This is a genomic window from Reyranella soli (assembly GCF_007992495.1).
Lineage (GTDB): Bacteria > Pseudomonadota > Alphaproteobacteria > Reyranellales > Reyranellaceae > Reyranella > Reyranella soli.
Map to the genome: position 1 here is coordinate 1 of NZ_BKAJ01000133.1, position 18795 is coordinate 18795.

The 18795-nt window shown below is 66.5% G+C and carries 20 protein-coding genes; 12 read left to right on the plus strand and 8 right to left on the minus strand.

Annotation, left to right across the window (positions count from 1 at the left end; translation table 11 throughout):
* Positions 1-43: 43 nt before the first annotated feature.
* Together RSO01_RS33220 and RSO01_RS33225 are read right to left on the minus strand one after the other, a co-directional pair.
* Positions 44-679 (minus strand): flavin reductase family protein, encoded by a 636-nt coding sequence (locus tag RSO01_RS33220; protein WP_147154887.1) that lies wholly within the window; start codon positions 677-679, stop codon positions 44-46.
* 10 nt (positions 680-689) lie between these two features.
* Positions 690-1232 (minus strand): HD domain-containing protein, encoded by a 543-nt coding sequence (locus tag RSO01_RS33225; RefSeq protein ID WP_147154888.1) that lies wholly within the window; start codon positions 1230-1232, stop codon positions 690-692.
* A gap of 65 nt (positions 1233-1297) precedes the next feature.
* Between RSO01_RS33225 and RSO01_RS33230 the strand changes: the two genes are divergently transcribed.
* The 8 genes from RSO01_RS33230 to RSO01_RS33265 all read left to right on the plus strand — a co-directional run bounded on the left by RSO01_RS33230 (position 1298) and on the right by RSO01_RS33265 (position 7940).
* A complete protein-coding gene (locus tag RSO01_RS33230; RefSeq protein ID WP_147154889.1) occupies positions 1298-1876 on the plus strand; it encodes an SCO family protein in 579 nt (192 codons plus the stop codon).
* A gap of 174 nt (positions 1877-2050) precedes the next feature.
* Positions 2051-3286, plus strand: coding sequence for a polyhydroxyalkanoate depolymerase (locus RSO01_RS33235; protein ID WP_246158988.1), 1236 nt, complete (start codon positions 2051-2053; stop codon positions 3284-3286).
* Positions 3287-3511: 225 nt separating this feature from the next.
* Entirely contained in the window at positions 3512-4330 is an 819-nt protein-coding gene (locus RSO01_RS33240; protein ID WP_147154890.1) for a mechanosensitive ion channel family protein, read from the plus strand.
* 16 nt (positions 4331-4346) lie between these two features.
* Positions 4347-5213, plus strand: coding sequence for a metallophosphoesterase (locus RSO01_RS33245; RefSeq protein ID WP_147154891.1), 867 nt, complete (start codon positions 4347-4349; stop codon positions 5211-5213).
* 74 nt (positions 5214-5287) lie between these two features.
* Positions 5288-5683 (plus strand): YciI family protein, encoded by a 396-nt coding sequence (locus RSO01_RS33250; protein ID WP_147154892.1) that lies wholly within the window; start codon positions 5288-5290, stop codon positions 5681-5683.
* Positions 5676-6923 carry an RNA polymerase sigma factor gene (locus tag RSO01_RS33255; protein WP_147154893.1) on the plus strand — a complete coding sequence of 416 codons (1248 nt, stop codon included), beginning with the start codon at positions 5676-5678 and terminating at the stop codon, positions 6921-6923. The genes RSO01_RS33250 and RSO01_RS33255 overlap by 8 nt, the downstream gene beginning before the upstream one ends.
* 208 nt (positions 6924-7131) lie before the next feature.
* Entirely contained in the window at positions 7132-7539 is a 408-nt protein-coding gene (locus RSO01_RS33260) for a VOC family protein (RefSeq protein WP_147154894.1), read from the plus strand.
* Positions 7540-7541: 2 nt separating this feature from the next.
* The gene (locus tag RSO01_RS33265) at positions 7542-7940 is read left to right on the plus strand and encodes a DoxX family protein (protein ID WP_147154895.1); all 399 of its coding nucleotides are present in this window, start codon (positions 7542-7544) and stop codon (positions 7938-7940) included.
* Here RSO01_RS33265 and RSO01_RS33270 read toward each other — a convergent pair.
* From RSO01_RS33270 to recQ, 3 genes are all read right to left on the minus strand, one after another.
* Entirely contained in the window at positions 7921-9579 is a 1659-nt protein-coding gene (locus tag RSO01_RS33270) for an ATP-binding protein (RefSeq protein WP_147154932.1), read from the minus strand. The two genes, RSO01_RS33265 and RSO01_RS33270, sit on opposite strands and share 20 nt — an antisense overlap.
* A gap of 20 nt (positions 9580-9599) precedes the next feature.
* Entirely contained in the window at positions 9600-11087 is a 1488-nt protein-coding gene (locus RSO01_RS33275) for an ATPase domain-containing protein (RefSeq protein WP_147154896.1), read from the minus strand.
* A gap of 110 nt (positions 11088-11197) precedes the next feature.
* The gene (recQ, locus tag RSO01_RS33280) at positions 11198-13030 is read right to left on the minus strand and encodes a DNA helicase RecQ (RefSeq protein ID WP_147154897.1); all 1833 of its coding nucleotides are present in this window, start codon (positions 13028-13030) and stop codon (positions 11198-11200) included.
* A gap of 291 nt (positions 13031-13321) precedes the next feature.
* On the opposite strand from recQ, the gene RSO01_RS33285 reads away from it, so the two are divergent.
* The 3 genes from RSO01_RS33285 to RSO01_RS33290 all read left to right on the plus strand — a co-directional run bounded on the left by RSO01_RS33285 (position 13322) and on the right by RSO01_RS33290 (position 14656).
* Positions 13322-13957, plus strand: a complete 636-nt coding sequence (locus RSO01_RS33285) for an outer membrane protein (protein ID WP_147154898.1) — start codon at positions 13322-13324, stop codon at positions 13955-13957.
* A gap of 145 nt (positions 13958-14102) precedes the next feature.
* Positions 14103-14240: a hypothetical protein gene (locus RSO01_RS47730; RefSeq protein WP_170303540.1), complete on the plus strand. Its 138-nt coding sequence runs from the start codon at positions 14103-14105 to the stop codon at positions 14238-14240.
* Between the two features lie 41 nt (positions 14241-14281).
* The gene (locus tag RSO01_RS33290) at positions 14282-14656 is read left to right on the plus strand and encodes a hypothetical protein (RefSeq protein WP_147154899.1); all 375 of its coding nucleotides are present in this window, start codon (positions 14282-14284) and stop codon (positions 14654-14656) included.
* A 32-nt stretch (positions 14657-14688) separates the two neighbouring features.
* Here the strand turns inward: RSO01_RS33290 and RSO01_RS33295 are convergent, their stop codons facing one another.
* Positions 14689-15462, minus strand: coding sequence for an SDR family oxidoreductase (locus RSO01_RS33295; protein ID WP_147154900.1), 774 nt, complete (start codon positions 15460-15462; stop codon positions 14689-14691).
* A gap of 59 nt (positions 15463-15521) precedes the next feature.
* Here RSO01_RS33295 and RSO01_RS33300 point away from each other — a divergent pair, with 59 nt between their 5' ends.
* Positions 15522-15929: a GFA family protein gene (locus RSO01_RS33300; RefSeq protein ID WP_147154901.1), complete on the plus strand. Its 408-nt coding sequence runs from the start codon at positions 15522-15524 to the stop codon at positions 15927-15929.
* Between the two features lie 118 nt (positions 15930-16047).
* Here the strand turns inward: RSO01_RS33300 and RSO01_RS33305 are convergent, their stop codons facing one another.
* Positions 16048-16941 carry an MBL fold metallo-hydrolase gene (locus RSO01_RS33305; RefSeq protein WP_147154902.1) on the minus strand — a complete coding sequence of 298 codons (894 nt, stop codon included), beginning with the start codon at positions 16939-16941 and terminating at the stop codon, positions 16048-16050.
* Between the two features lie 9 nt (positions 16942-16950).
* Positions 16951-18660: an NHL repeat-containing protein gene (locus tag RSO01_RS33310; protein WP_174825973.1), complete on the minus strand. Its 1710-nt coding sequence runs from the start codon at positions 18658-18660 to the stop codon at positions 16951-16953.
* Between the last annotated feature and the right edge of the window lie 135 nt (positions 18661-18795).

An 18795-nucleotide genomic window follows, 5' to 3' on the forward strand; every position in this document is an offset into this window, starting at 1 on the left:
CTCCGAAGAGAATGAGCCGGCCAGAGGCCGGCTGTCCAGAAGACTACTGAAACTTCGGATCGTCCGGCCTTCTCATGCGCCAGACGTTGTCGGTCGTGGTGTATTCGCTGTAGCCCAGTCGCGCGACCGGCTTGAAGGCGAGCGTGTCGATGCGGCCGTCCTTGATGATGCTGTCGTCGATGTGCACGCCCACCACCTGGCCGAACACCACCGAGCCGCGCTTGGCCTCGTGGCCCTTCTCGGTCGGCAATTCGATGGTGCGCCAGTACTTGCATTCGAGCGCCACCGGCGATTCCTTGACTCGCGGCGGCTTCACCAGTGTGCTCGGCTCGGGCGTCAGTCCAGCCAGCCTGAGCTCGTCGACGCCGAACTCGACCATGGAGGTCGTGACGTTCATCTGCTCCTTCAGGCTCTCGCTCACCATGTTGACGACGAACTCGCCGGTCGATTCCGCATTCATGCGGCTGTGCTTGGTCGGCGTGCTGCCGTAGGTGCCGGTGATGGCGAAGTAGACCACCGGCGGGAATTCGCTGACGGCATTGTAGAAGCTGTAGGGCGCCAGGTTCACGCGGCCATGCCGGTCGACCGTCGAGATCCAGCCGATCGGCCGCGGCACGATCAGCGACTTCAGCGGATCCTGCGGCAGTCCATGATCGCGCTTGGCGGCGTCGTAGAACATCGGATTCCTCTCAACCGTAGTGCCGGCTCGCTTCCTCGTGGGCGGCGTCGAACGCCGCTTCCAACCGCGGATTCAGCCCGCGGCAAGAGCGTACGACATCGTGGGCCCACACGACATAGTCGCGCAGCCTCTCCTGCGGCCACCCCTTCGGTGGGCTCGCCACCAGGCCGCGCAGGTTGGAGGTCTTGTCGGCCAACTTGAGCAGTTTGGCGCGTCGCGACTTGCCCGCGGTCTTCTCGATCTGCAGGCGCTTGCGCTCCTCCTTGGGCAGCGACTTGTCGTCGGTCACCTCGGCGACCAACGCCGCCACTTCAGGCCCGAAGCGTTCGACCAGGTCCTCATGAGTAGCGTCGGTGTCCTCGAGCGTGTCGTGCAGCAGGCCACCCATCAGCAGAACGACATCGCTGCCGTCGGTCGCCTCGGCGAGCAGCGCGGCCACCTCGGTTAGGTGGTTGATGTAGGGCTCGGCGCGCTCGCCCTTGCGCCGCTGCGCGATGTGCTGGCGGGCCGCGTAGTCGGCGGCGCGCGTCAATTGGATCAGATCGGTGCTCATCAATTCCCCTTGTGCGACCAGCCGTCCGGCTTGTCGAGCCGCCTGGCGCGGCCCATCTTCCGCCCATGTCACGTACGATGAAGGCGCTGCTGGGCGTCTGGATCGCCTGCCTGGCCGCCGCCGCCGTGTGGATCGGCTGGGATGCCTATCAAGGCAGCAAGCCCGCCATCGGCGGGCCGTTCGCCCTCACCGACCAGGACGGCCGCACCGTCACCAGCGACAGCCTCAAGGGCAAGCCGACCCTGATCTATTTCGGCTTCACCTATTGCCCCGACGTCTGCCCGACCTCGCTGCTGCTGATGGCGAACGCCATCGAGAAGCTGGGCCCGGATGGCGCCAAGAAGGTGAACCTGGTCTTCATCACCATCGATCCCGAGCGCGACACGCCCAAGCTGCTGAAGGGCTATGTCGAGAATTTCGGACCGACCTTCATCGGCCTCACCGGCACGCCGCAGCAGATCGCCGACGTTGCCCGCGCCTATCGCGTCTACTTCCAGAAGGTGCCGGGCAAGGATGGTGCGCCGTACCTGATGGACCATTCCTCGATCGTCTACCTGCTCGATCGCAACGGCCGCTTCGTCACCCACTTCACGCACGAAGCCAAGGCCGAGCAGATCGCGGCGGGTGTGCAACGGCTTCTCTAGCGGCCAACTTCCGGTCGCCATCGGGGTACCGCTGGTGTAGGTTGGGCACCGGGGTTTGGGGCGTTTTCGGTCACAAAAAGGGTGCGGCAGGAGGGTGCAGCCCTCCCCATATCTGACGCACGCGCCAGCGTAGTACCTCCCTCTCGGGTACCTGAAATAATCAAGGAAACCAATGTGTTAGCGTCTTCATTGCTGTACCAGGCGTACGAGTTCCAGCGTCAGCTCGCCAAGCCGGTCCGCCTCTGGGCGAACACGCTCGAGCAGCTCTACTCAAGCCCGTACAACCCGCTGACCGACACCTGGTTCGGCAAGTCCGTCGCGGCCGGCGCCGAGATCATGGCGCGGCTCACGCAGAATTACGGCAAGCCCGCTTTCGGCCTGAAGACGACGGAGATCGGCAACGAGGTCGTGGCCGTCAACGAGGAGATCCTCCTCCGCAAGCCGTTCTGCCAGCTCCTGCGCTTCCATCGCGACACCACGCGGAAGGATCCCAAGGTTCTGGTAGTAGCGCCGATGAGCGGCCACTTCGCCACGCTGCTGCGCGGCACGGTCGAGGCGCTGCTGCCCGAGCACGACGTGCACATCACCGACTGGACCGACGCGCGCGAGGTGCCGCTCGCCCAGGGCAACTTCGACCTCGACGACTATGTCGACTACGTCATGGAGTTCTGCCGCTACCTCGGACCGGACGTCCATGTCATCGCAGTCTGCCAGCCGTCGGTGCCGGTCATGGCAGCGGCGGCGCTGATGGCGGCCAACAAGGATCCGCGCCAGCCCAGGTCGATCACCCTGATGGGCGGCCCGATCGACACGCGAGTCAGCCCGACCACGCCCAACGACCTGGCGATGCGCAACTCGATGATGTGGTTCCGCGACAACGTGATCACGACGGTGCCGTTGAACTACCCGGGCGGAATGCGTCGGGTCTATCCGGGCTTCCTGCAGCTCACCTCTTTCATCAGCATGAACCTCGACCGGCACATCAACGCCCACATGCGCCAGTTCGAGCATCTGGTCAAAGGCGACGACGATTCGGCCGACGGCCATCGCGCCTTCTACGACGAGTATCTCGCGGTGATGGATCTCACCGCCGAGTTCTACCTGCAGACCATCGAAGTCGTCTTCAAGGAGCACCAGCTGCCGCGCGGCACCTGGGTGAGCCGTGGTCGCAAGATCGATCCCTCGGCCATCGAGACCGCGCTGATGACGGTCGAGGGCGAGCTCGACGACATCTCGGGAATCGGCCAGACCAAGGCGGCGCACGCGCTCACCCCCAACATCCCGGGCGCACGTCACGTGCATTGGGAGCAGCCGCGCGTCGGCCACTACGGCATCTTCAACGGCCGCAAGTGGCGCGAGCAGATCATGCCGCGCGTCCGCGACTTCATCCGCGACAACGACGGGCGCTGAGGCGGCGTCGGCTAGCATCACCCTGAGGCGCGCCCCCTCGGGGTAAACTCCGCGCGTCTCGAAGGGCGGGGGCGAACAGCATCGTGCTGTCGGCTGATTTCAGATCATGATCTTCTTGTGGGAGGAGCTCTCATTGTGGCCTTCCCCCTCCCGGCCTCCCCGTAAGACGGGGCAGGTGGGCCGCTTGACGGCAACCCACCTGCCCGCCAATCCGTTGTCCGCCCTATGGACCTCGAAGCCCAATGGACCGGCGCGGCCAGCACGGCCGTGGCCCTGGTCACGACCTACGGCCTGCGTGTCGTCGGCGCGATCATCATCCTGCTGGTCGGCTGGCTGGCCTCGCGCATCGTCTACGGCGCGGTCGTGCGGCTGTGCCAGAAGTCGTCGCGCATCGATCGTACGGTCGTGCTCTTCCTCGGCAACGGCGCGCGCTACATGGCGCTGGTCTTCACCTTTGTCGCCGTGCTCACCACCTTCGGCATCGCCACGACGAGCTTCGTGGCCGTGCTGGGCGCGCTCGGCATCGCTGTTGGCCTGGCGCTGCAGGGTACGCTCAGCAATCTTGCCGCCGGCATCATGCTGGTGCTGTTCCGGCCCTTCCATATCGGCGATCGCATCGAGACCGCCAACGTCGGCGGCTCGGTCTGTGAGATCAACCTGTTCTTCACCGAGATCGACGGCGACGACAACGCCCGCATCATCATCCCCAACGGCAAATTGTGGGGCGAGATCGTGCGCGTGCCGACGCGCAACGACACGGCGCGTATCGAGCTCACCTTCCAGCGACCCGCCAACGACGATATCGACGCCGCCATCAAACGCCTGAAGGAGCTGATCCAGCACGATAAGCGTGTCCTGCGGGTTTCCGACGTCGGCGTGGAAAGCCTCGGCGACGGCAACTACACGCTGGCCGCCCATCTCTGGGTGTCGCGACCCGAGGCCACCGCGCTGCGCTTCGACCTCAACCGCACCGTCAAGGAAGAGTTCGAGCGTCGCCCCCCTGCCAACATGACAAGGGCCGCAGTGGAGCGCCGCGCCGGATAGGGCTAGCATCGGTCGCATGGACGCCGCCGTCGCGCTGCCCGTCGAGATCTCCGAATGGAAACCCGCACCGTTCGCCTTGGGCGGCGAGACCGTGTTCGCGATCGGTGACGTGCATGGCTGCGCCGCCGAACTGCGCGCGCTGCTCGATGCCATCGCCCGCCTGACGGGCGAGGCTGGCGGCAAGCGCCGCCTGATCTATCTCGGCGACATGATCAATCGCGGTCCCGACAGCGTCGGCGTGCTGGAGCAGTGGGCCGCGAGCGAGGAAGCGCATGGCGTCGATCATGTCGACCGCCTGATGGGCAACCACGAGATCATGATGCTGCTCACCGTCATCGGTGGGCCGCATGCCCACAAGGCCGAGACGATGTGGCTCTCCAAGCGCATGGGCGGGACCGCGTTGCTGGAGCAGATGCGTACCCGCGCCGGACAGCCCGACGCCCGGCCTGACCAGGCGCTTATCGAGGCGGCGCTGGGCGATGCCGTCGTCCATCGCCTGTGGGGCATGCGTAGCCACGTGCGCCTCGGCAATACGCTGTTCGTCCATGGCGGGCTCGATCCGCACGCCGATCCCGACGAATTCCTGACGCGGCCCTGGACCATCTTCACCGAGGCGCGCTGGGCCTGGATCAACCATGGCTTCCTCGACTGGAAGGCAGGCTTCAAGGGCACCCTGGTCGTGCACGGCCACACGCCGCCCGACAAGCACCGCGACATCAGCGGCATGGAAGACCCGCATTTGTTCGAGGGCGATCGGCTAGGCTTGGACGGCGGCAGCGCTCGCACCGGTATCGTCACCGCCGCCGAGATCCAGGGCGGCCGCTATCGCATCCTCAAGGCCGGCACGCCTTTCGCCAACCCGATCTCCTCCAGCGCGGAATAACCGGCGAAAATTCTTCCGGCCGGTTGTCGGAATGCACCCGCTTCGTTCGTCCTAGGAAAAATCGAGGGTTTTCGATGCTCTACGCCATCCTTTGCTACAACTCCGAGGCTGCCGTCGGCTCGTGGTCCAAGCAGTATCACGACGAGACCATGGCCCGGCTGCACGTGGTCAACGACAAGCTCGCCAAGCAGGGCCGGCTGGGCCCGGTCGCCCGGCTGTTGCCGACCACCGCCGCCACCACCCTGCGCAAGAGCCGCGGCGAGAACCTGGTGATCGACGGGCCCTTCGCCGAGACCAAGGAGCAACTGCTGGGCTTCTACGTCGTCGACTGCGCCTCGCTCGATCAGGCGATCGAGACGGCCAAGGAGCTGGCCGTCGCCAATCCCGGCACCGGCAGCTACGAGATCCGACCGGTGGCCGAGCTGCATGACCACAAGCTTCCGGCGAGCGGAAGCCCGCGGCGTGAATGACATCGGCTGGATCGACGCGGTCCTGACCGCCGCGCGCCCCCAGGCAGTGGGGGCGCTGCTGCGCTATTTCCGCGATCTCGATACGGCCGAGGAAGCCTTCCAGGAAGCCTGCCTGCGCGCGCTGAAAACCTGGCCGCAGAACGGGCCGCCGCGCGATGCCGCGGCGTGGTTGATCTTCGTCGGCCGCAACGCGGCGATGGACGACGTGCGTCGGCGTGCGAAGCAGGTGGCGTTGCCCGACGAGGCTGCGATCTCCGACCTGGATGACGCCGAAAGCGAGCTGGCCGACCGGCTCGACGGCGAGCAATACCGCGACGACATCCTGCGACTGCTGTTCGTGTGCTGCCATCCCGAGCTGCCGTCGACGCAGCAGATCGCGCTGGCGCTGCGCATCGTCTGCGGCCTGTCGGTCAAGCAGATCGCCCGCGCCTTCCTGGTCGGCGACGCGGCGATGGAACAGCGCATCACCCGCGCCAAGGCGCGCATCGGCGGCGCCGGCCTGCCGTTCGAGACGCCGGGCGCGGTCGAGCGGGCGGAGCGGCTCGCCACCGTGTCGGCCATGGTCTACCTGGTGTTCAACGAGGGCTATTCGGCGCGCAGCGAGGAGGCGACGACGCGCGGCACGCTGGCCGACGACGGCATCTGGCTGGCACGCCTTCTGCTGCGCGTGTTCCCGCAGGAGCCCGAGGTGATGGGGCTCATGGCCCTGATGCTGCTGCAGCAGGCGCGCGCAGCGGCCCGCTTCGACGACAAGGGCGCTATCGTCCTGCTGGAAGACCAGGACCGCGGCCTGTGGGATGACAAGCGCATCGCCGAGGGCCTGGCGCTGATCGACAAGGCGATGCGCCACCGCCGGCCCGGCGCCTACCAGGTCCAGGCCGCCATCGCCGCGCTGCATGCGCGGGCCAAGCGGGCCGAGGACACCGACTGGGCGCAGATCGACCTGCTCTATGCCAACCTCGAACGCCTGGAACCCTCGCCTGTGGTCACGCTGAACCGCGCCGTGGCGGTCAACAAGGTGCGCGGGCCGGCGGCGGCGCTGGAGATGGTCGAGCCGCTCGGCGCCAAGCTCGCGAACTACTTCTACTTCCACGGCGTCAAGGGCGCCCTGCTGCAACAGCTCGACCGCTGCGCCGAGGCGCGGGCGGCGTTCGACCGGGCGATTGCGCTGGCCAACACGCCAGCCGAGGCGGCGCACATCCGCCAGCATCTGGATCATCTGGATAGAGAGAACGCTTAGCTGGGGGCGCGCCACTCCAGTGGCGCGTCTTCTCATGCTCTTCAGGACCGCGCGCCTCTGGCGCGCTCATGAGCGAGCCGGAGGCTCGGGTCCGGAAGACCATGACGCGCCACTGGAGTGGCGCGCCCCCAGCAAAAAAGTTTGAGTGCCCCTGTCGGCCCGCTACCTCCCCGTTCGTCCTTGGGGCATCTAACGAACGGAGACCCTCATGACTCAGTCCCTTCCCCCGGTCCTCGGCGGCGTCGCGCCCTATCTCGGTGTCAGCAGTGCCAGCAAGGCGGCCGATTTCTACGTCAAGGCGCTGGCCGCCACCGAAGTGCTGCGCATGCCGCCCGACGACAAGGGCCGCTACATGCACATCCATCTCCTGGTCAACGGCGGCTCGCTGATGCTTGCCGACGCCTTCCCCGACCATGGTCATCCGCTGGAGACGCAGGGCGGCTACACCCTGCACCTGCAGGTCGACGACGCCGACGCCTGGTGGAAGCGCGCGGTCGAGGCCGGCGCCGAGCCGCTGATGCCCGTCACCGACATGTTCTGGGGCGATCGCTACGGCCAGTTCCGCGACCCGTTCGGCGTGCGCTGGTCGGTAGGCACCACCATCACGAAGAGCTGACCATGAACACCAAGGCCGCTCTGTGGACGGGCCGCGTGCTGAGCGGCCTTGTCATCCTCTTCCTGACCGTCGACGGCGCCATCAAGCTGGCGCCGATCCAGGCGGTCACCGACAGCCTGAAAGAGCTCGGCTATCCGACCAGCGATTCATTCGCCCGCTTCCTGGGCGTCGTGACGCTGGTCGGCACCGCCCTCTACGCTTGGCCGCGCACGTCGTTGCTGGGTGCGGTGCTGCTGACCGGCTTGATGGGTGGCGCGATCGCCACCCATCTCCGGCTCGACCACCCGCTGTTCAGCCACACGCTGTTCGGCGTCTATCTCGGACTGTTCCTGTGGATTGGCTTGTGGCTGCGCGACCAGCGGCTGCGCCAGCTCATGCCGATCAGCCGACCAGCGACGTGATCTGATCGGCGAGCTGCTTCTGCTGATAGGGCTTGGACAGCCGTGGCAGCTCGACCTTGGCGCGCGCCGGTAGGTCGGCATAGCCGGTGGCGAGCAGGATCGGTAGCTCGGGCCTGAGCTTGCGCACCGCCTCGGCGAGCTGCACGCCGGTCATGCCCGGCATGGCGTAGTCGGTGATCAGGAGATCGATCGGCCTGCCGCTCTTCACCACGTCGAGCGCGGCGGGCCCCGAGGATGCCTTGATCACGTCATGGCCGAGATCCTCAAGCAGAGCGGCGGTGCTCAGGCTGATCAGGAAGTCGTCATCGACGAAGAGCAGCGTCAGGCGCCGCTTGCTGACATCGGCCTCCGACTGGGAAGCGGGCGCCGCCGCCACCGCGGCGCCATTGGCGACCGGCAGCCACAGCTCGGCCCGCGTGCCGCGACCGACATCGCTCAGCAGCCTGAGCGCGCCCTTGAGCTGCAGCGCGAGCCCATGGATCATGGATAGTCCCAATCCCGTTCCCTTGCCGACTTCCTTGGTCGAGAAGAACGGCTCGATGGCTCGGCCCAATGTCTGCGGATCCATGCCGCAGCCGGTATCCGAGACACAGAGCTTGATGTAGCGGCCGGCTGCGAGATCGCGCGCCGTGGGCACCTGTTCGAGGGAGAGCGAAATCGTCAGCGTGCCGCCGTCGGGCATGGCATCGCGGGCATTGACCGCGAGATTGAGCAGGGCGAGCTCGATCTGGTTGTGATCCGCCGAGGCCGGCGGCAGGCCGGGCGGCAGGTCGAAGGCGATTTCGACGGTCGGACCGAGCGAGCGGTACAGCAGATCGGCCATGCCGCGCACCAGCTCGGCGAGATCGGTCGGCCGCGGCTGCAACGCCTGGCGCCGGGCAAACGCCAGCAGGCGCTGAGTCAGGGCGGCGCCGCGCTGCGCGCCCTGGGTGGCGCCGTCGAGCAGGCGTTCGATGGTGGGATCGTGCGGCAGCCGCTTGCGCAGAAGCTCGAGATTGCCCAGCACCGCCGTCAGCAGATTGTTGAAGTCGTGCGCGACGCCGCCGGTGAGCTGGCCGATCGATTCCAGCTTCTGCAGCTGGCGCAGCTGATCCTCGGTGCGGGCGCGCTCGGCGATCTGCTCCAGCAGCTCGTCATGCGCATGCTGGAGCTGGGCTGTGCGTTCCTCGACCCGGCGCTCGAGCTGGTCGTTGATCTGCTGCAGCCTGAGCTCGCCCTGCCGCAGATCCTCGAGCAGCGAGCGCGTCTCGTGCTGACGGCGGCGACCCCTTATGGTCGAGCGCGCCACGCTCATCAGGGTGGTGGGATGGAACGGGCGCTCGATGAACGACACGTTGCCCAGGGCGTCGAGCCAGCGCGCGGCGATGGGATTGCGCTCCGGGCCGCCGTGGTCGGTCACCAGGATGAAGGGCAGATCGGACCATGGCGGCTGGCCTGCCAGCCATTGGGCGAGCGGATTCAGGTCGACGTTGCGGATCGCCTCCTCAGTCATCAGCACGAACGCCGCGTCGTCGCCCAGCGCTTCGACCAGCTCGGCAATGTCGCGGCAGATGCGGCTCGGCACGCCGACCTGATCGATCAAGGAGGCGGCGACGGCGGAGTCGCGGCCCCGCGGCGCCAACACCAGCGCGTGGAGCATCGGTGTCAGGGCGGCGGCGCTCACCCGCCCGCCGCCGGCCGTACCGGCACGGCTTCATCGTAGAGGACGGGCGTGCCCCGCAGCACGCCGTGGAACTCGACAAGCGGCTCGCCGACATGCAGACCGCCGTCGATCCAGAATTCGCGGATCGTGTCCTCGTGCTTGCCGGTGCGCTTCTTGATGACGGAGATGGCGCGCCGCACCGAACCGCGCGCTTCGAAGAAGCGCAGCATGATCACTGCATCGGCAAGGTAGGTGACGTCGACCGGCGATTTCATGTCGCCGACCAGGCCATGCTGGGCGACCGTGAGGAAGGTCGACACGCCCTGGCGGTTGCAGAATTGCAGGAGCTCGTGCATGTGCAGGATCAGCGAGTTCTCCTGCGGCATCGATGCCTGGTAGCCGTTGAGGCTGTCGATCACCACGGTCGAGACTTGGCCGTCGCGCACGGCGTCGCGGACTCTCTGCGAGAATTCCCCGGGCGACAGCTCCGCCGCGTCGAGCTGGTTGATGACCAGGCGCCCGCCGGCCTGCAGGGCGGCGAGATCGAACCCCAGCGGCTTGGCGCGTTCGAACAGAAGGCCCAGTTCCTCGTCGAAGATGAACATCGCGGCCTTGCCGCCATCGCGGATCGCCTGGGCCACGAACTGGAGCGCGATTAGGCTCTTGCCGGCGCCGGCCGGGCCGATCAGCAGAGTGCTCGACCCGCGCTCGACGCCGCCACCCAGCAGGTTGTCGAGGCCGGAAATGCCGCTGCCGGTGCGTCCGCGCTTGAAGTCGCGACGGTGCTCGGCCGCGACCAGCCGCGGGAAGATATGGGCGCCCCCATGCCGGATGACGAAGTCGTGGTAGCCGCCGCGGAAGCCCTGAGCGCGATATTTGATGACGCGGGCGCGTCGCCGCTCGGCGCCGTAATCGGGCGACATCTCCTCCAGCCGGATGACGCCGGCAGCGACGCTGTGCACGGTCTTGTCGAGCGTGTCGGCCGTGAGGTCGTCGAGCAGAAGCACGGTCGCGCCCTGCCGGGCGAAGTAGTGCTTCAGCGCCAGGATCTGCCGACGGTAGCGCAGCGAGTCTTGCGCCAGGAGGCGGATTTCCGACAGCGAGTCGACCACGACCCGCTCCGCCTGGGTGCGCTCGACGGCATCGAAGATGTGTTTGGTCGTCTCGCCAAGCTCGAGGTCCGAGGAATAAAGCAGGCTCTGCTGGTGGCTGGAATCGAGCAGGCTCTCAGGCGGCACGATCTCGAAGATGTCGATCTTGTCGTCGATATCCCAACCGTGCGATTCCGCCCCGGCCCGCAATTCTCGCTCGGTCTCGGAGAAGGTGACGTAAAGGCCGCGCTCTCCCAACTTCGCCCCTTCGAGGAGGAAGCTGAGCGCCATTGTGGTCTTGCCGGTGCCGGGACTGCCTTCCAGGAGAAAGAGCCGGCCGGCCGCCAGGCCGCCCAACAGGATGTCGTCGAGGCCCGGAACGCCTGTCCGGGCTTTGGGCTTGGGCCCACTCATCGTCCGCTCCACCTCTCACTGCCCCCATGTCGGGCGAGAATCGCGAGCAGACTTCGCTGCAGCGCGACCTTTGTAACGCCGCTGCCGATGACGGGTTCCGGCCGCGAATCCTAGCGAGGATGGGCCTGGACGACCTCGAGGAACGCCGCGCCGTAGCGTTCGAGCTTGGTGTCGCCGACGCCGTGAATCTCGCGCATGGCGCGCGGGCTGGCCGGCCGGTGGGTGGCGAGCTCAACCAGCGTGCGGTCGGAGAAGACGACGTATGCCGGCACTTTTTGCACTTGGGCCAGCTTGGTGCGCAGCGCCTTCAGGGCCTCGAGCAGGGTGGCGTCCGCCTCGCTCACAACGACTGACGCCGCGGCGGCGGCCGCCTTGCGGTCGCGCCTGGAACCCTTGGCTGCGGCGCCCGTCGCCATGTCCTTGCGCAGTTCGATCTTCGCCTGGCCTTTGAGGACCTTCCAGCCCTCGTCGGTGACCCACCAGCGGCCATGCTCCATCAGGTCCTGGGCGATCAGGCCAGTGGCCGAGAGCTGGCGGAAGATCGAGCGCCATTCGCCGGCCTTGCGGCCGCTGCCGACGCCGAAGGTCGGCAGGCGGTCGTGGTTGAACTTCAGGATGTTCTCGGTGCGCTCGCCCAGCAGCAGGGCGACGAGATGTTCCATGCCGAAACGCTCGCCGGTGCGCACGATGGCCGACATCGCCTTCTGCGCGTCGATCGTGCCATCGAACCGCTCGACGCCTTCCTGGCAGAGATCGCAGTTGCCGCAGAGTTGTGAGGCCTCGCCGAAATAGGCGAGCAGGGTCTGGCGCCGGCAACGCGGCGCCTCGGCCAGCGACAGCAGGGCGCCGAGCCGCTGGCGCTCGATGCGCTTGCGTTCGTCGGGCGATTCGCTCTGCTCGATCTGCAGCCGACGCAGCTGCATGTCGCCCAGGCTGTAGAGGGTGAGCGTGTCGGCAGCGAGCCCGTCGCGGCCGGCGCGACCGATCTCCTGGTAGTAGGCCTCGACGTTGGCCGGCAGGTCGGCATGGCAGACGAAGCGCACGTCGGGCTTGTCGATGCCCATGCCGAAGGCGACGGTCGCGGTCATCACCACGCCGTCCTGCTGCTGGAAGGCGTCCTGGTTGCTGTCGCGCACCGCCTTGTCGAGGCCGGCGTGATAGGGCAGCGCATTGACGCCGGCGGCCTTCAGCGCCTCGGCGAGTTCCTCGACCTTGCGGCGCGAAGCGCAGTAGACGATGCCGCTCTCGGCCTCGTGGCTGCGCACGAAGGACAGCACCTGGCGCGACGAGCGCTCCTTGGGCTTGAAGGCGAGACGAAGGTTGGGGCGATCGAAGCTGCGCACGAAGACGCGCGGCGGGGCGGCGAACAGCTTGTCGACGATATCGTTGCGGGTCGGCGCATCGGCGGTCGCGGTGAAGGCGAGCGTCTGCAGCCGGCCGCCAATCTGCCGCGCCACGTTGCCCAGGCTGAGATACTCGGGGCGAAAATCGTGGCCCCACTGCGAGACGCAGTGGGCCTCGTCGATCGCCATCATCGAAACGTCGCTCTCGGCCAGCATCTCGACTGTGTCGGGGCGCGCCAGCCGCTCGGGCGCGACATAGAGCAGCCTGAGCTCGCGCCGGCGCAGCAGGCTCATCACGCGGGAATTCTCGGCCGGCTCGTTGCTGGAGTTCAGGCTGCCCGCCGCGACGCCCGCGGCGGTCAGCGCCCGCACCTGGTCGCGCATCAGGGCGATCAGCGGCGACACCACCAGGGTGAGGCCGGGCCGGGCAATGGCGGGAAGCTGGTAGCACAGCGACTTGCCGCTGCCGGTCGGCATGACGGCCAGCACGTTCTCGCCCGCCAGCACGGCATCGACGATCTCCTCCTGGCCGGGCCGGTAGGCATTGAAGCCGAAGACCGAGTGCAGCAGGGCCGAGGCGTTGGCGCGGGAATCGAACATGTCCTGTCACAGTAGCGCCGAGCGGCGCCTGCCGGGGAAATTCTTGCTCGAACTTGTCAACAGTCTGCGGAGGACTCGAGGATCGCCACAAACTCCTGGTTGTATATTCAGCATTTTTTCTATCTCGTTCCGCCGGCACATCGCATGCGTACTCTCCGCCACCCTGCGACTTCATTCCGCCCGATTTGATTCACGTTGGGTTCGCTTCGATCACTGCACTTGCCACAGGCACGATCACGCCACTTGTGTCGTACTGCCGATGGGGGAGTTCAACAGGCGTGGAGTACGTCAATGCGCAAGTGGGCTTCTCTCGGACTGGCGATCGCGGTGACAGCGATGGCGACGACACAAGTCGCCGCACAACAAGCCAGCCCGACATGGAACGGCTTCTACGCCGGCCTCAATGCCGGCGGCATGTTCGGCAACACGGCCACCTCCTTCAACGGACTGGCCGGTCCTGGCGGCTTGTCCGGTGCGGGCAGCGGCTTCGTCGGCGGTGCTCAGGCCGGCTACAACTATCTTCTCGGCCCCGTGATCCTCGGCGGTGAAATCGACTTCCAAGGCTCGACCTTTGCGGCAGGTGTGAACGGCGGCAGCGGATTCGGTCCCTTCAGCACGACCGAGCGCGTGCCGTGGTTCGGCACCATGCGTGCACGGGTCGGCTATCCGGTGGGTTCGGTGATGCCCTACCTCACCGGCGGCGCGGTGTGGGGCCAGCGGACCATCGACGGTCCCTTCGCGTCGATCAGTTCCAACTATTGGACCTGGACCGCGGGCGGCGGCATTGAAGGCATCATCACCGATCGCTGGTCGATGAAGCTGGAATACCTCTACATGGGCACGCCGAGCACGTCGTTGCTGCCCGGCACCACCAGCGAGAGCACGAACAACAACCTGATCCGGGTTGGTGTGAACTATCACTTCTAAAGCGAAGCCCTTCCTCCCCATCGCGGATTCCGCGATGGGGAGGGAGACGATTCGGCGAGATAAATCGTACAGGCAGGGACAAAGCGCCTAGGGTCTATGCGGTCGCGGGTGTTCCCGCGCTCAGCATGACGCCACGAGGTGATCAATGTCGCAGAAACACCGCCGCAGCAATCGCGAGATGAAGAAGCCCAAGCAGAACAAGCCGAAGGTCGTCGTTCCGGCCTCGCCCTTCGCCTCAGCCAACTCCAATCCCGCCAAGGCCGCCGCCGCCAAGCGCAAGTAGGCGGCTGGAGCACCCGACGACCGACCGCAGGCTTAAAGACGATGTCACGCCTTTCGACCCTTGCAGCCGTTGCTGCTGCCGCTCTCCTGATGCCCGCCATGGCACAGGCGCAGACCACGACCGCACCGAACGGCCTGCCGCCCGGTCTGGGGTCTGGCACCCCAGCCGGATCGGCTCCCCAGGGCCGCATCGACAGCGGCCCGACGGCAAACAAGCCCGCTTTCAAGGAGCTGCGCCTCGACAATCAGTCGGGCGCGCTGAACTCCTTCGTCAGGGTCGGGCCGGCCACCAATGGTCAAGGGCAAGGTTCGGCCGAGAGCCGCAGTACGGGCGGCTCGAGCTCCTCGGGCACGAGCAGCCCCAGCGAACGCCGGTCACCGGAGCTGTTCAAGCTCGGCGGCAACGTCAAGTTCTAGCGGCCAAGTTCTAGCGGCACGACGTCTGGCTGCTAGTGCCGAGCCGCCTGCCCGCCATCCAGGGTCATCACCACACCGCTGATGTAGCTGGCGCGATCCGACGCCAGGAACACCGCGAGGTCGGCCACCTCGTCGGGCTCGGCGGCGCGACCGAACGGCATGTGCTTGGTGAGCTCGGGCCAGCGCTCGGGATCGCCGAACTTCTGCTCGGCCTGGCCGCGCAGCAGGGTGAGCATGCGGTCGGTGCGGGTGGCCGGCGGGTTGATCGCCACCACCCGCACACCGTGATCGACGCTCTTCGAGCCGACCGTGCGCGTGAAGGCCATCAGGCTCGCATTGCCCATCGAGCCGGTGACGTAGTCGTAGTTATAGGCCTCGCCCGCCAGGCCGATGATGTTGACGATGGCGCCCTTCTTGCGCGTATACATCTTCTCCAGCATGGCGCGCGTTGCGTTGATGTAGCCGAACACTTTCAGCTCCCAGGACTCGCGCCACTTGGGTTCGGTCATGGCGAAGATGTCGCCACGCGGGATGGCACCGGCATTGTTGACCAGGATGTCGGCGTGGCCGACGGCATCGACCACGGAGCGCACCGTGTCGCCCTTGGAGAAATCGGCGGCATGGATCTCGACCGGCACGTTGTGCCGTGCGCGAATTTTCTCCCGCGCGGATTCGAGTGATTCCTTGGAACGGGACGCGATGTGCACGGCGCAGCCTTCGCTGGCAAAGGCCATGGCGCAGGCGAAGCCGATGCCGCGGCTGCCGCCGGTGATGAGGACTGTCTTGCCGGTGAGTTTCATATCCATTGGACGTTTCCTTTCGGGCCGGACGTTATCATAGGATGCCCGGCCTTACGGAGGGTCCGATGATCAAAGGAAGTTGCGCCTGCGGCGCCGTCCGCTTCGAGATCGAGGCGGCGCGGTCGATGACCCATTGCCATTGCGTGAACTGCCGCAAGCTAATGGGCGCGAGCGTCGCCACCTACGTCCACGTGGAGAAGGACAAATTCCGCTGGCTGGCCGGCGAGGACAACATCAGCAGCTATGAATCGTCGCCGGGCAGCGTCCGCAAGTTCTGCCGGACCTGCAGCTCGTTGGTTCCCAACCAGGCCCCGTATCTCCCGTTTATCAGCATCGCGGCGGGCCTGTTCGACGACGATCCGGGCGTACGGCCGCGCCTGCACGTCTTCACCTCGTCGAAGGCGCCGTGGCACGAGATCACCGACAACCTGCCGCAGCATCCCAAGTGGGTGCCGGGGTTCGAGCCGAAGTGACGATGAGGCTGTCTCCCGAGCGTAGCGAGGGACCTTTAAGCAACGGGAAAGGTCCCTCGCTTCGCTCGGGATGACAGCGTTCGCTTAATGGCAGCGTGCGCCCAGTAACGGCACGCGCTTACAGCCGATAAGTACTGTCGCTCCGCGCCTTGCCGTCGTCGGTCTTCACGCGGCCGTCCTTCACCATCTGGATGAGATGGGCCAGCATCGAGCGGCCGGCGGCGGCGTGCAGGTGGATCGGCGTGTCGGCGTAGTTCTTGGCGACCATCTGCGGGATGGTCTGCGGCCCGTCCTTGAGCCGCGCTATGATCTGCGCCTCGCGGCCCAACCGATGCTCGATATAGGACTGCACGAAGGGATTGGGGTTGCGGATCTCCGAGCCGTGGGTCGGGATGTAGAGCGTCTCGTCGCGCGGCAGGAGCTTGCGCAAGCTCGCGAAGTAGTCGGCCATGTTGCCGTCGGGCGGCGAGATCACCGCCGTCGACCAGCCCATGACATGGTCGCCCGACAGCAGCGCCTTCTCCTCCTTGAGCGCGAAGCAAAGATGATTGGAGATGTGGCCAGGCGTGTGCACCGCCTCGACGTTCCAGCCGTCGCCCTGGATGACGTCGCCGTCGTTCAGCTTGACGTCGGGCGCAAAGGAAAAGTCGCCGAACTGCTCGGGCGTCTCATCGCTTTCCGGCCTGGGATGCGGCCCGAAGGAATAGACCTTGGCGCCGGTCGCCTTGGCGAGCGCCGGCGTCGCCGGCACATGGTCCATATGGGTATGCGTCACCAGGATGTGCGTCACCGTCTCGCCGCGCAGGGCGCGCAACACCGCGTCGACATGCTCCGGCATGTCCGGCCCGGGATCCACGACCGCCACCTTGCCGTGGCCGATGATGTAAGTGCCGGTGCCCTTGAAGGTGAAGGGGTTGGGATTGTGAGCGACGACGCGACGGATCAGAGGCGTCACCTCCATCGCCGTGCCGTAGTCGAACTTGAATTCCTTGATGAAGGGAATGCCGGGCATGCGGATCCTTTACGGCGCGGGAGGCGTCAGCTTGTAGAGCGCGTTGCGGATGTCGGAGCTGACATAGACCGTCCCGCTGGCACCGACGGCGACGCCGGTCGGCACCAGGCCCGGCGGTCCGCCCTGATAGGGCGGCAGGCCGATATCGAGGTTGGAGGCGATCACGGTCTTGGCGCCGGTCGCGGGATCGATGGCGACCACGCGCTTCTGGCCGACCTCGGCCACGAACAGCCGCCCGTCCGGTCCGACGGCGATGCCCTCGGGTCCGGCCAGGCCATCGGCCACGACCCGGCGCGCGCCGGTCACAACATTGATCTCGGCGACCGCGCCGGCGGCGATCTCGGTGACATAGATCAGGTCGTCCTTGCCGCGAGCGAGCGCCGCCGGCCCGCGCAGCTCCTTGACGACGGTGGAGCGCTGCTTGCCGTCAGCGCTGACCTTGACCAGGTTGGAGCTCGCGAGCTCGGCGACATAGATCGTGCCGTCGGCCGTCTCCAGCGCATCCATCGGGGTGGCGAACTCACCGAAGCTTGCCACCAGCTTGCCGGTCTTGCGGTCGACCTTCTCGACGGTGTTGGAGAACCAGCTCGTCAACAGCACGTGCTTGGGTCCAACCGAGATGCCGAGCGGATAGGCATGCGTCTCGCCGTGCACGCGCAGCACGTCCTGCACCGCGCCGGTCTGGCCGTCGACCGTGCGATAGCTGAAGACGTCGGCGACGTGGATCGTATCCTTGCCATTCTCGGAGACGACGGCGAGGTCGGCGGGAACGGCGAGCTTGCCCTCGACGATGGTTCTGTGCGCCCCGGTCTGCTTGTCGACCAGGTAGATGCCGTTGTCGGTCATCGACGTGACGAACAGCCGGCCGCGCGAATCGAAGGCGAGGTTGTCGAGGCCGGGCTTCATCGAGGCCACCAGCTTCTTGGCCTTGCTGGTGAGGCTCACGCTCCAGATGCCGCCCGTGCCGGTGTCGACGACAAAGACATTGTCGCGGTTCTGCGGATCGATGTTGGCCGCCGCCGGGATCCTGAACCCGTCGGCGATCACCTCGATGCCGCCGGTCTCGAGGTTGATCTTGACGACCTGCCCCTTGAACCAGAGTGGGCCGTAGAGGAAGCCGTCGTCCTTGTGGATCTCGAAGCCGTTCAGGCCGCCCATCTTCTCGGCGATCTTGCGCAGCTCGTTCTTGGCCCAGGACTTGAAGCCTGAGTTGGGCTTACCGGCATTCTTGATGTCGATCTCGTAGAGCGCGTCGCCCAGGAAGACCTCGGAGACGAACAGCCGGCCGTCCTTGCCAAAGGCGAGCGAGTTGGGGCCGCTCATGCCATAGGCGACCTCGATCGGCTCGCCACCGGGCCGGCGGATATAGACCTTGCCCAGCAGGAAGGCCGTCCACGCCATGGTGCCGTCGTCGGCGAAGGCGATGTCGTCGGCCATGCCCATTGGAGGATCGATGACGCGGTCGACCTCGCCCGAATCGACCTGCACGCGATAGATGGTCTGGCCGACCACGGAGCCGGCGAAAAGCTGATCGTCCTTGTTGAAAGCGAGGCCATGGACGCCGTGGAACCACGAACCGGCCACCAGGAACTGCTGCTCATATTCCTTGGCGGGCGGCGCTGGAGCGGCAGCGGGCGGCGCCGGCGTCTGCTGGGCCAAGGCGCCGCCGATCACGGCGAACGCAAGCGCCAGCGAGGTGAAAAACCGGCCGCAACCCATCCCGTTTCCTCCGACCCTTTCTGCGGCGCGGACTTTAGACCGCGACCAATGAGACTGTCATCCCGACGCCATGGGCCGAGAGACCTTTAATGCCGCAGGAAAGGCCCCTCGGCCGAAGTTTACCCCGAGCTTCGC